Genomic DNA, 13083 nt, shown 5'->3' with positions numbered 1-13083 from the left:
TGAGACCTGTAGTTTTACGCATTTTCCTTATGACTCTCCGGATGTTCTCGTTCATCGCCTGGACTCATCGTTCATGGCGAGTCGTCTTGAAAAACAGTCTAATTTGAAATCGATTGCAAGAATATTAAATGGTAAACAGAAATCTCTTCGTCATTCCAGCAGTATCTTTGTCATGCCATGACAAAGATCCCGCTGAAAGAGAAAATAGTGATGCAACTCACAAACTCGGGGGCGTGTCTCATCAGCAGAATACCCAGGAAGGAACAGAGAGAACGGGTAGACTCATTGCAGGAAGATCAACAAAATAAAATCAAAACAATAATTTAAATGCAGTCAATCACGTTGATTTGCCGCATGAGCTGCCTGGAACGACACCGATATGGCCAAACGGCTGGGGAGTCAGAGGAATGTTGAAAGGATTCAATGGAATTCAATTCAAGTGCATGAATATATCAATAAACGAAAATTTGCCGTCTCCATCACATTTCATAAAAGCAAACTTGATCTGCCAAAAAATTTACTGTTACCTGAATCGTGAAATCGATTTCCACTCAGGGGTTGTGTGTGAATCTTGACAGTGAAATGCGGGCCGCAGGATGACTCGGTCATTTTCTGCGTGAGTGCGAAAATCGACGCCATTATTTCCGTCTGTGATCAAAGGGGTAACAATGAAAACATCTCGGCTTAGTGCCCTGACGCTTGCCATGTCTTGCGTCATTGGCTTGCATGGCTGCTCCCTGCCCAGCGCAGGAGCATCTGGTTCAGCGACCTCCTCGGCATCTGCCGGACCTGTGGGTGAATTGCTGACCAATGGGGGCTTCCAGGGAACCGATGGATGGTGGACGGCCGGGGGGACCCTGAACGCCGAGAACCAGATGGGCTGTATCACCTTCACCGAGTCGGGCTCCAATCCCTGGGATGTCATCCTGGGTCAGTCCAATCTCGGCCTGGTGCAGGGGCAAACCTACAAACTCCATTTCACTGCCATGGCCAAGAGCGACATCAACGTCAAGGCCCTGATCCAGCATGATGGCGCCCCCTACACCAACTACATGGTGCAGGACCTCGCCCTCGGCAGCACGCCCAAACCGTTCGATATCCAGTTCACACCTTCTGCCACTGACGAGAAGACCCAGTTCCAACTTCAGATGGGCACCCAGACACCGACCACTGTCTGTATCGGTGAAGCCACGCTATCGGGCCCCTCCTTGATCAAGAAATCGGAGCTGGGCAGCGTGCGCGTCAACCAGGTCGGCTATCTGAGCAAGGCTCTGAAACGGGCGACCATCGCCACCGACAGCAAGGACGCGCTCCCCTGGACCCTGCGCAATGCCCAGGGTGAGGCCATCGCCGAAGGCAAGACCACGCCCTTTGGCCTGAATGCCGCCTCCGGGGAAAATGTGCAGATCGCCGACTTCAGTCAGGTCACCGCCCCGGCCACCGGCCTGGTGCTGGAGGTCGCAGGCCAGAAGAGCCATCCGTTCAGCATCGGTGATGACATCTATCACACCATGAAATTCGATGCCCTCTCCTTCTTCTATCAGCAGCGTAGCGGCATCGACATCGAGGCCAAATATGTCCAGCGCCCCGATCTCGCTCGCCCGGCAGGACACAAGCCCGAGAACGTAACCTGCTTCAACAAACAGGATGCCAAGGGCAACCAGTGGCCAGGTTGTGACTTCACGCTGGATGTGACCGGCGGCTGGTACGACGCTGGCGATCAGGGCAAGTACGTGGTCAATGGCGGCATCTCGGTATGGACCTTGATGAACCTTTATGAACGAGAGCAACTGGCGAAAGAGGGTGACAAGAGCGCCTTTGCCGACGGCAAGGCTAAAATCCCGGAACAGCACAACGGCCACAACGATCTGCTGGACGAATCCCGCTGGATGATGGAGTTCTTCCTCGCCATGCAGGTACCCGAAGGCAAGAAGGCCTGGGTACCGGTAGGAGATCAGTCCAAGCAGCTCGACAGCCTGAAACTGACCGAGATCGATGCCTCAGGCATGGTCTTCCACAAGGTCGCCGATGAAGCCTGGACCGGGATGCCGCTCCCGCCCCACAAGGATCCACAGCCCCGTTTCCTGAGCCACCCCAGCACGGCTGCGACCCTGAATCTGGCTGCCACCGCCGCCCAGTCTGCCCGCGTATGGAAAGATCTGGATCCGGCCTTCGCACAGCGCAGCCTGCAGGCAGCCGAGCGAGCCTGGAAGGCGGCCAACCATCATCCGGACGTCTATGCCTATGACAACTTTGTGGGATCCGGTCCCTACGATGACACCAACCTGAAGGACGAATTCTACTGGGCTGCCGCCGAGCTGTTCGCCACCACCGGCAAGGCCGAGTACAAGCAGGCCTTCCAGCAGTCCCCTCTCTATCTGGCCGCCCCCAAGGGTGATCGCAGCGCAAGCGGTGATCTCTACTGGCAGGATCTCAGCAGCGCAGGAACCATCACCCTGGCCATGGTGCCCAACAAGCTGGGCAAGCAGGACGTGGAGAAGGCGCGTGCCGCCATCATCGCCGCCGCCGACGGCTACCAGAAGAGCGTGGCGACAGAGGGTTACCTTATCCCCTATCAGGCCACCGAATACCCCTGGGGCTCCAACTCCAACCTGATGAATCGCAGCATCTTCCTCGGGCTGGCGCATGACTTCACGGGGGAGCGCAAATACCTGCAGGCCATGTCTGACGCCATGGACTACGTGCTGGGCCGCAACCCGCTCGACCAGTCCTATGTGTCGGGCTACGGCAGTCGTCCGCTGAAGAATCCGCACCACAGGTTCTGGGCACACCCAGCTGATCCCGCGTCCCCCCTGGTTCCGCCAGGAGTAATGTCTGGGGGCCCCAACTCCATCAACTTCAGCGATCCCGTTGCATCCACTATGAAAGGGAAGTGCACCGGCCAGACCTGCTGGAAAGACGAGATAGGAGCCTGGACACTGAACGAAGTTACCATCAACTCGAATGCTCCCTTCTTCTGGGCTGTCAGCGTGCTGGATGAAGGTGGATTGACCCGCTGATCACCCTTCCAATGCTCCGTCCCCGTGACGGAGCATTGTTTTACTCTCCTGCCGACCTTGCCCAGGACAGCTCCCGCACCTGTCGCCGCCCTCCACTCTACGTTTTCCGTTTCCCTTTTCCGTCATCATTCAGAGGCTGACGGCAGCAGAACCCTGTCTTATCGATCATTTCATTGCATCTGACCGCACCTTCGCAACCCAGCCTTTTACATGTCCGTCTCTTGGCCACCTTATTTGCGCATCCACTTGATCCCTCATTTGCCATCAGATCTGCTGACGCCATCTGGGCATCACCCGCTCCCCGCCTCTTCTACAGTGCCCCGCGCGCGAAGAAGGCGGGAAAGCAGGATACCCGGCTCCTGAATCGGGTCTCGTGACCCTCAGCGAGAACCACAAGGCAACCCCAGGCTGAGCCCGCCATCTGAGCAAGACACTGTACAGAGCCCCTTAACCGCCACCATGACCCCCTGCCACCAGGGGGTGAAGGAGCACGGCGATGGGCTCGGTTATCCAGGATTGCTGGCATGGGCGCCGGATCGGCACCATGCAGAAAGCGCCCCCTGCATCATGCAGGGGGCAGGGGCAGCATGAAAACCACGACAGATTTGAAATCGATATTTCAAAATGCCAAGTCGAATAAACATGGCGCAAACCACATCACAAAAACAACTACAATTAACTGATAAATAACGATGTTTTATTTTATCGGCCTTATGCCAGATATCCATCAAGTGATCGCGATCACAATTACAAAACCCTACTCATGAAATCGATTTCCCACTTTATTGCATCGATCTATAGTGAGCCCAGCTTAATAACTGAGGAATGATCATGAAAAAAATCATGTTGTGCTGCTCTGCCGGGATGTCCACCAGCCTGCTGGTGAAAAAAATGCTGGTAGAAGCCGAAAAACGGGGCCTGGCTGCCGAGATCAAGGCTTTTGGCGCATCGGAGTTCGATGACCAGATGCCCCATTACCAGGTGGTCTTGCTGGGACCGCAGATCAAGTACATGCAACCGGAGTTGCAAGCCAAGGCGGCGGCTCACGGCATCAAGGTACAACCTATCGACATGATGGATTACGGCATGCAGCGCGGCGACAAGGTGCTGGACTACGCCCTCTCCCTGATTGGTTAAGCGTGCTCACAAGGAAGGACACACACTATGAGTTCACTCTATGGGATGCTGGTCAAGTTGATCGAACAACGGATCGGCCCATTGGCAGGAAAACTGGGCCAGCAACGCTATGTTCTGGCCATCCGTGACGGTTTTATTGCCGCGCTGCCGTTCATGATCGTCGGCAGCTTCATGCTGGTCTTCATCTTCCCACCCATCTCCAGCGAAACCACCTGGGGCTTTGCCAGAGCCTGGCTCGATTTTTCCAACACCTATCGTGCCGAACTCATGTTGCCCTTCAACATGAGCATGGGGCTGATGACGGTCTTCATTTCGGTGGGCGTCGCATCCAGCCTGGCCAAGCAATACTCCCTGGACCCCATCACCACAGGTCTACTCTCCCTGATGTCGTTCATGCTGGTGGCGGCGCAATATAAAGACGGCACCATCTCCACCCAGTATTTCTCCGGTCAGGGCATCTTTACCGCTCTCATTTGTGCCATCTATTCGACCGAGGTCTACGCCTGGCTCAAGCGCAACAACATCACCATCCGTCTGCCCGAGCAGGTGCCGATGGGGGTGGCGCGCTCCTTCGAGGTGCTGATCCCGGTCCTGGCGATTATCCTGACCCTGCACCCCTTCAACATGCTGCTGCAGGAAACCACAGGCATGATCCTGCCCGAGGCGATCATGTCCATGCTCAAACCGCTGGTGGCGGCTTCCGACAGCCTGCCTGCCGTCTTGCTGGCTGTGCTGTTGTGCCAGATCCTCTGGTTTGCCGGCATCCACGGCACCATGATCGTCACCGGCATCATGAACCCCTTCTGGATGGCAAACCTGGCCAGCAACCAGGCCGCATTGGCCGCCGGCCAAGCCATTCCCCACACCTTCCTGCCCGGTTTCTGGGATCATTTCCTCTTTATCGGCGGCGTGGGCTCCACCTTGCCACTGGCATTCCTGCTGATGCGCAGCCGCGCCGTGCACCTGCGCACCATAGGGCGAATGGGCGTGGTCCCCGGGTTCTTCAACATCAACGAGCCGATCCTGTTTGGTGCTCCCATCATTATGAACCCGGTCTTCTTCCTGCCCTTCATCCTGGTGCCGGTGATCAACGCCATCCTGGCCTGGTTCGCGGTGGATCTGGGTCTGGTTGAGAAGGTCGTGATGCTGACCGCATGGACCACGCCGGCCCCCATCGGCGCCTCCTGGGCGACCAACTGGGCCTTCAGTCCGGTCATCATGTGCTTCATCTGCATGGGGATCTCCGCCCTGATGTATTACCCCTTCGTGCGGGCTTACGAACGCACCCTGCTCAAGCAGGAAGCCGAGACGGCTGAAGCGGAAGAAGCCGCCAGATCAGAAAAAGCAGACACAATCACACCGATTCAGAGTCAGGCGTAAGCGCCAGGCGTGCGGGCGCCACGCCGCCTGCACGCCGGTCATCAAGAGGAAACTGCAATGCAATATACATTCCCCGAAGGCTTCTGGTGGGGTAGCGCCTCGTCGGCCGCACAATCGGAAGGAGCTGCCAATGTGGGCGGCAAGGCACCGACCATCTGGGATCACTGGTTCGAGACGGAGCCACACCGTTTCCACGGCCAGGTTGGCCCGGCCAACACCTCCACCTTCTACGATCGTTATCGTGAAGACATCGCATTGATGGAACAGATTGGCCACAACAGCTTCCGCACATCCATCTCCTGGGCCCGGTTGCTGCCGGATGGCCACACCGTCAATCAGGAGGCCGTCGACTTCTACAACAAGGTTATCGATGAGCTGCTGGCCAAGGGGATCAAACCCTTCATCGGCCTGTTCCACTTCGACATGCCGATGTACTGGCAGGAGCAGGGGGGCTGGGAGAGCCGCGAAACCGTGGCGGCTTATGCCGAGTACGCAGCGCTCTGCTTCAAACTGTTCGGTGATCGCGTCGCCTGCTGGATGACCTTCAATGAACCCGTTGTGGTAGTGGAAGGAGGGTATCTGTATGACTTCCATTACCCGAACCAGATGGACTTCAAACGGGCAGCACAGGTGGCCTATCACATGATGCTGGCCCACAGTCTGGCGGTGAAGCGTTATCGCACACTCTCCCTGCCCGGTCAGATCGGCATCGTCCTGAACCTGACCCCTTCCTATCCGCGCTCTTCAAACCCGGCAGACTTGAAGGCCTCGTTCATTGCCGACCTGTTCTTCAACCGTGCCTTCCTCGATCCTGCGGTGAAGGGGGTTTATCCCCAGGAGCTGATCGATATCCTGCGCGAGCACGATCAGATGCCCGTGGTGCAAAGCGGCGACTGCGAACTGCTGGCCGCCGGCAAGATCGATCTGCTCGGCATCAACTACTACCAGCCGCGGCGAGTGAAGGCACGCATGACGGCCATCAACCCGGACTCCCCTTTCCTGCCTGACTGGTTCTTTGAGAATTACGAGATGCCAGGCCGCAAAATGAACCCTTATCGCGGCTGGGAAATATATGAGCGCGGTATTTATGACATATTGATCAACCTGCGCGATAACTATGGAAATATCCCAAGCTATATCTCCGAAAATGGTATGGGTGTCGAAGGGGAGCACAGATTCATTGGTGAAGATGGTCAGGTAAAAGACGATTATCGTATCGACTTCATTCGCGGCCACCTCCAGTGGATTCATACCGCCATTGCCGAAGGAAGTAATTGCCGTGGTTATCACCTGTGGACCTTTATTGACAACTGGTCCTGGATGAATGCCTACAAGAACCGTTATGGATTCATCAGCCTTGATTTGGAAAGCCAGCAGCGCACCGTCAAGAAAAGTGGTGAATGGTTCGCCAACGTCTCTCGTAATAATGGATTTTAAGGAGTCATAAATGATGGATCTTGAAGAAGCAGTCATGGGCATCATCGTCAATGCCGGCCAATCTCGCAGTCTCTGTTTCGAAGCCCTGCGTCAGGCTCGTGCTGGCCAGTTCAGCGAAGCGGATGCCTTGCTGCTCCAGGCCACCGACGCGGGGAAGGCTGCCCATGCCGTACAAACCAAACTGATTGAAGCCGATGAGGGCGAAGGCAAGACCAAGATGACACTGGTCATGGTACATGCCCAGGATCACCTGATGACCTCCATTCTGTGCCGCGAACTGGCCACCGAACTGGTCGAGATCTATCGCCGCCAAGCCAGCTGATTTTAACTCATCGGATCGGGAGTCCGTGCTTTTGCCACCGTTATATACGGTGGCTTTTTTTATTCTGGTTATACCAGCCAGCCGTCATGTCTTTCATACCTTTTTCAGGCAATTTCAAAAATATGAAACTGTCATGACGCGATACCAGTATAAGTTTCAACATCTGTTTATGGCTATTCTGATGCTGCTTGTAGTCATCAATAAAACACTCATTAATAAACACACAGGAATGTGGACAATATGCGTAAACTTGGACTGATGTCAGTATTGCTGATGGCGGGAGGATTATATTCCACTCAGGCATCGGCATGGTGGTGGAGCAATCAGGATTGGCAGGTCTCTGATGGTTGGCGCAATGGCGGGTCAGAATTTGACTGCACCTGGCGCGCCGCCAACGTCTGGATGGAGTCCGGCACGGCCATCCTCCATGCGAAATCCGACAAAGGAAACAAGAGCTGCGCTGAGCTGCGAACCTACAACTACACCCGCAAGGGTCGTTATGAGGTGCAGATGCAGGCAGGATCGGTGCCCGGCACCATCAGCTCCTTCTTTACCTATACCGGAGATGCAGGCACCAGCTCTCACTATGAAGTCGACATCGAGCTGATGGGGGGCACCAACCTGCTCCATACCAACGTCTGGATCCAGGGGCGTCAGTATCCCCAGGACATCGACCTGGGCAAGTATGGTATCTCCATCTGGAACATGGAGCGCTACGCCTTCAACATCGACGAGGCGGGAGTCACCTGGCAGGTCTTCAGCCGCACCCAGAACAAATGGGTGAGCGTGCGCCGCGAGAGCCGCCCCGTCACCAGCTGGATGCAGACGTTTGTGAATAACTGGATCAGCGCCAACCCGAGCTTCCCGCCCAGTTCCTACAACGGCCAGCCCGTCTACGCCAAATACAAGTACGCCAATGTGACGCCCTGGGAGTGATCGCGATGGCCAACTAAATCCGGGCACACGGCGGCATACCCAAAACCGAAGACACAAAAAAGCCCAACTGAATAAATCAGTTGGGCTATATAGATGGCGGAGGAGGTGGGATTTGAACCCACGGATGGTCGCCCATCGCCGGTTTTCAAGACCGGTGCATTCAGCCGCTCTGCCACCCCTCCGCAGCAGTGCGACGCATATTACCCATGCCCCCAGCCCTTGTAAATCCCTACTCCGTTTGTTTGCCCATTTATTGGGCTATCTGGCGCACAAAACCGGCAAAACCGCTGCAAACCGTGCTTTTTCAAGCGGATGGCTTGACTTGAAAACAGACTCACCCACTATAGGGGCCACTACCACATCCCCAGCAAGATGGACTTATGAGAATCAAACATGCCCTGTTCGCCGCCCTGACCGGCGCGACCCTGCTTGCGGCGCCCGTGCAGGCGAGCGAGCTGACCAAGAGCGATGTCGAGCAGATCGTGCGCGACTATCTGGTCAAGAATCCGGAGATCCTGGTCGAGATGTCCAACGCCCTGCGTGCCAAGCAGGAGAGCCAGCAGGCCGAGAACGACAAGACGCTGATAGAAGCCCATGCCAAGCAGCTCTTCGCCAACCAGGATCCCGAGAGCGGCAATCCCAAGGGCAGCCTGACGGTGGTGGAGTTCTTCGACTACAACTGCGGCTACTGCAAGCGCGCTCATCCCCTCATTCAGCAACTGCTCTCTGAGGACAAGGAGATCCGCTACATCTACAAGCAGTTCCCCATCCTGAGCGAAACCTCCTACTACGCCGCCCGCGCGGCGCTGGCGGTGAAGCTCGGCCAGCCCGACAAATACCAGGCCTTCCACGACAAGCTGTACGCCCATCAGGGGCCCCTCTCCGACGAAGCCCAGGTGAAAGACGTCGCCAGGGCCGCCGGCGTGGACTGGAGCAAGGTAGAGGCGAAGATCAAGGACGGCAGCATCGATCAGAATCTGGGTACCAACCGGGCGCTGGCAGAAGCCATGGCCATTTCCGGCACCCCGGCCTTCATCATCGGCGATCAGATCCTGCGCGGCGCACCGCGGGATCTGGCCAGCCTCAAGGCCATCATCAAGGATGTCCGCGCCGGCAAGAGCATTCAGTAACCCGCGCGTTGTTCATGAAAAAACGCCCCGGCATGCCGGGGCGTTTTGCTATTCAGGCTGCAAACCATCAGGCCTGATGGGCCGTCGCGAGAAGCTGTTAGCAAGGCGAAGAGCAGCGCATGGACCCGAGTTTATATGAATAAATGAGGTTCCTGAGCAGCCCATGACCCTTGATCACGGCTTCGCAGCAGGGCCATAACCGTTCGGGTTCTGGCTTTGCCAGCGCCAGGTATCCACCATCATCTGCTCCAGACCCCGCTCAGCCTGCCAGCCCAGCTCGTCACGGGCCTTGTGCGGCTCGGCCCAGCACTCGGCGATGTCGCCGGGGCGACGGGGCTTGATCTGGTAGGGAATGGCACGGCCACTGGCTGCCTCGAACGCCTTGACCATCTCCAGCACGGAATAGCCCTGACCGGTGCCGAGGTTATAGGTGAAGACGCCGGTATCACTCTTGATGCGGGCCAACGCTTTGAGGTGACCGATGGCGAGATCCACCACGTGGATATAGTCGCGCACCCCGGTGCCGTCCGGCGTCGGGTAGTCGTTGCCAAAGACCCCCAGCTCCTTGAGCTTGCCCACGCCGACCTGACTGATGTAAGGCAGCAGGTTGTTGGGGATGCCGTTGGGATCTTCACCGATGAGGCCGCTCTCGTGAGCCCCCACCGGGTTGAAGTAGCGCAGCAGCACGATGGCCCAGCGAGGATCGGATTTGGAGAGGTCACGCAGGATCTCTTCGACCATCAGCTTGGAGCGGCCATAGGGATTGGTGGCGCTGGTGGGGAAATCTTCCCGCAGGGGTACCGAGGCCGGATCCCCATAGACGGTGGCCGAGGAGCTGAACACCAGCCGGAACACGCCGGCCCTGGCCATCTCTTCGCACAGCACCAGGGTGCCGGTCACGTTGTTCTGATAGTAGGTAAGCGGGATCTGGCCGGATTCCCCCACCGCCTTGAGGCCGGCGAAGTGGATCACGGATGCTATCCTGTGCTCGGCAAACAGCCGCTGCAGGCAGGCTCTGTCCAGAATGTCCCCTTCCACGAAGGTGACCGGCTTGCCGGTGATCCGCTCGACCCGTTTGAGCGATTCGGGGGAGGCGTTGGAGAGGTTGTCCAGTACTACGACCTGCTGCCCGGTACCAAGCAGCTCGACCAGGGTGTGGGAACCGATGTAACCGGCTCCCCCCGTCACCAGAATTGTCATTTTTTATCCCGTACTTTGCTGAAACTGGGGTTGAGTCTACCCGCACGACCCGCCCGGGAAAAGCTCGGGATACCAATGACCCCCGTCAATACTCCAGGCTCACATCCCCTCTGGCGGTGCAGGAACAGGCCAGCGCCACCCCGTTCTCGAGGTCCTGCGCGCTCAGGGTCATCACGCTCTGGCGCGCGATTTCGCCTTCCGTGGTGCAGCGACAGGCGCCACACACCCCGGCGCGGCAAGCGGCCATCATGGTCTCCCCCGCCCCCTCCAGTGCTGCCAGCAGGGTCTGGCCAGGCAGTATCTTCACTTTCTTGCCGCTCTTTTTGAGGGTCAGCCAGAAGTGGTCGCTATCGGCCGCAACTGGCGCCGCGCCCGATGTAGCAGCAGGCAGGCCGAACGACTCCTGATGCAACTGCCCGACGGGCAGCCCGAGCCCGGCCAGCATCTCGCTCACCACCGCCATATAGGGGGCGGGCCCGCACAGATAGACATGGCGGCTCAAGAGATCCGGCGCCAATTCCTTGAGCATCCCCGGTGTGAGCCGGCCAACCCAGGGATGAGCCGTTGGCGCCTCTTTCCCTACTTTCTCCAGCACTAAAGCATGGCGCACACCGGCATGATCCTCGGCCAGTGAAGCCAGTTCCCTCGCGAAGATCACATCCCCGGGGGTTCTGGCGCTGTGAATAAAGCGGATATCGGCGTCCGGCCGCTTGGCGAGCTCGTCTCGCAGCATGGCCCACATGGGGGTGATGCCGGAGCCGGCGCTGAGCAGCAGCGGCCGCTCGCAGGGGAGCGCGGTCAGGTGAAAATCGCCGAAGGGGCCGTCTACCCGGATCTCGTCCCCCACTTGCAGGCTCTGGTGCAGATGGTGAGAGACCAGCCCCACATCCTTGATGGTGACCTGCCAGAAAGGATCCTGCGGGCTGGAGGAGAGGGTGTAGGCGCGGCAGTGAGGCTGGCCGTCAATCATCGTGTGCAGGGTGACGCACTGGCCGGCCAGCACGGGGGGCAGGTCGCCAGCCAGGGGCTCGAATTGCCAGCTCGCCACGTCGTGGGTCTCTGCCCGGCGGGCTATACAGCGCAGGCTCAAAGAGGTGGAGGTCATCGCAAGGCTCCTCTTGCTCGGAAATTGCGTTGAAAAAAGGCGAGCCATCAGGCTCGCCAAAGGCTTACAACATGCTGAGCGTGTAAGGCTGTATCTTTGCTCAGGCCGCCAGGATCTCGGCGAGATCCGCGTCTGCCGTGGTGGTTCCTTTCAGGCCGAACTGCTCCTCCAGCACCTTGAGCAGGGCCGGGGTGAGGAAGGCCGGGGCGGTCGGGCCGGTGCGGATGTCCTTCACGCCGAGCGCCAGCAGAGTGAGCAAAATGACGATGGCTTTTTGCTCGAACCAGGAGAGCACCAGGGTCAGGGGCAGATCGTTGACGCCGCACTCGAACGCGTCGGCGAGCGCCAGGGCCAGCTGGATGGCGGAGTAGGCATCGTTGCACTGACCCACATCCAGCAGACGGGGAATGCCGCCGATGTCGCCGAAATCGAGCTTGTTGAACTTGTACTTGCCGCAGCCCAGGGTCAGCAGCAGGCTGTCCTGCGGGATCGCCTTGGCAAACTCGGTGTAGTAGGCGCGCTCGGCACGGTCGCCGTCACATCCCCCCACCAGGAAGAAGTGGCTGATTTCGCCAGCCTTGACCTTGTCGATCACTGCGGGAGCGGCCTGCATCAGGGCGTTGCGGGCAAAACCGATGGTGATGAAGTGCTCGAGCTCAACGTGCTTGAAGCCTTCCAGCGCTTGCGCCTTGGCGATAACGGCAGAGAAATCGTCCCCTTCCAGGTGGGTCACACCGGGCCAGCCGACGATGGAGCGGGTGAAGATGCGATCGCTGTAGTTGCCCACGTTCGGGTCGATGATGCAGTTGGAGGTCATCACCACGGCGCCCGGGAAATTGGCAAACTCCTTCTGCTGGTTCTGCCAAGCGGAGCCGTAGTTGCCCACCAGGTGCGGGTACTGCTTGAAGAAGGGGTAGGCCAGGGCCGGCAGCATCTCGCCATGGGTGTAGACGTTGATGCCAGTGCCCCTGGTCTGCTCCAGGATGAGCTTGAGATCCACCATGTCGTGACCGGAGACCAGGATGCACTTGCCCGGTACCGGAGTGACGCGAACCTGGGTCGGCTCGGGGTGGCCGAAGGCGGTGGTTTCACCGAGATCCAGCATCTCCATGATCTTGAAGTTCAGCAGGCCGATCTCCATGGCGCACTTGAAGAGGGGATCCAGATCGCAGGGATCCGTGCCGAGCCAGCTCATGATGCGATGGAATTCGGCGGCGACCCCGGCATCCTGCTGATCCAGCACCCGGGCGTGTTCCATGTAGGCGGCGGCACCCTTGAGGCCATAGAGGCAGAGCAGGCGCAGCCCCATGATGTCTTCGTTGACCTCGTTTTTGCCCCGGTTGACCGCGGTCTGCGGCGCCTGGGCAAGCTGGGCCAGCAGATCAGCACCCGGCTCGAAGCTGGCCGCGGCGGGTA

The 13083-nt window shown here is 58.2% G+C and carries 10 protein-coding genes and 1 tRNA gene; 7 read left to right on the top strand and 4 right to left on the bottom strand.

Annotated elements, in window-relative coordinates; all coding sequences use genetic code 11:
- Positions 1 to 668 precede the first annotated feature (668 nt).
- The 6 genes from AACR77_RS22535 (at position 669) to AACR77_RS22510 (ending at position 8232) form a co-directional block, all read left to right on the top strand.
- Complete coding sequence (locus AACR77_RS22535) at positions 669 to 3020, top strand: glycoside hydrolase family 9 protein (RefSeq protein WP_331371142.1); 2352 nt, start codon at positions 669 to 671, stop codon at positions 3018 to 3020.
- An 831-nt stretch (positions 3021 to 3851) separates the two neighbouring features.
- On the top strand, positions 3852 to 4157 hold the full coding sequence (locus AACR77_RS22530) for a PTS sugar transporter subunit IIB (protein WP_010673339.1): 306 nt from the start codon (positions 3852 to 3854) through the stop codon (positions 4155 to 4157).
- A gap of 27 nt (positions 4158 to 4184) precedes the next feature.
- The gene (locus AACR77_RS22525; protein ID WP_010673338.1) at positions 4185 to 5537 is read left to right on the top strand and encodes a PTS cellobiose transporter subunit IIC; all 1353 of its coding nucleotides are present in this window, start codon (positions 4185 to 4187) and stop codon (positions 5535 to 5537) included.
- A 57-nt stretch (positions 5538 to 5594) separates the two neighbouring features.
- Entirely contained in the window at positions 5595 to 6974 is a 1380-nt protein-coding gene (locus tag AACR77_RS22520; RefSeq protein ID WP_010673337.1) for a glycoside hydrolase family 1 protein, read from the top strand.
- Positions 6975 to 6984: 10 nt separating this feature from the next.
- Positions 6985 to 7296, top strand: a complete 312-nt coding sequence (locus AACR77_RS22515; RefSeq protein WP_010673336.1) for a PTS lactose/cellobiose transporter subunit IIA — start codon at positions 6985 to 6987, stop codon at positions 7294 to 7296.
- A 240-nt stretch (positions 7297 to 7536) separates the two neighbouring features.
- On the top strand, positions 7537 to 8232 hold the full coding sequence (locus AACR77_RS22510; protein WP_080560416.1) for a family 16 glycosylhydrolase: 696 nt from the start codon (positions 7537 to 7539) through the stop codon (positions 8230 to 8232).
- Between the two features lie 94 nt (positions 8233 to 8326).
- Here the strand turns inward: AACR77_RS22510 and AACR77_RS22505 are convergent.
- Positions 8327 to 8414: transfer RNA gene (locus AACR77_RS22505), tRNA-Ser, on the bottom strand.
- 198 nt (positions 8415 to 8612) lie between these two features.
- Here AACR77_RS22505 and AACR77_RS22500 point away from each other — a divergent pair.
- Positions 8613 to 9362, top strand: coding sequence for a DsbA family protein (locus tag AACR77_RS22500; protein ID WP_039041345.1), 750 nt, complete (start codon positions 8613 to 8615; stop codon positions 9360 to 9362).
- A 174-nt stretch (positions 9363 to 9536) separates the two neighbouring features.
- On the opposite strand, the gene galE is transcribed toward AACR77_RS22500, so the two are convergent.
- From galE to hcp, 3 genes are all read right to left on the bottom strand, one after another.
- Complete coding sequence (gene galE, locus AACR77_RS22495; protein WP_042877825.1) at positions 9537 to 10562, bottom strand: UDP-glucose 4-epimerase GalE; 1026 nt, start codon at positions 10560 to 10562, stop codon at positions 9537 to 9539.
- 85 nt (positions 10563 to 10647) lie between these two features.
- Positions 10648 to 11667 carry a hybrid-cluster NAD(P)-dependent oxidoreductase gene (locus AACR77_RS22490; protein WP_042877823.1) on the bottom strand — a complete coding sequence of 340 codons (1020 nt, stop codon included), beginning with the start codon at positions 11665 to 11667 and terminating at the stop codon, positions 10648 to 10650.
- A 100-nt stretch (positions 11668 to 11767) separates the two neighbouring features.
- Positions 11768 to 13083: hydroxylamine reductase (gene hcp / locus AACR77_RS22485; protein WP_042877821.1), on the bottom strand; the 1316-nt coding region annotated here is incomplete at its 5' end.

It is taken from the genome of Aeromonas sp. ZOR0002, from assembly GCF_963866995.1.
Classification (GTDB): domain Bacteria; phylum Pseudomonadota; class Gammaproteobacteria; order Enterobacterales; family Aeromonadaceae; genus Aeromonas; species Aeromonas caviae.
The sequence above is the reverse complement of the archived record's forward strand: the minus strand, read 5'-3'. Positions and strand labels throughout refer to the sequence as shown.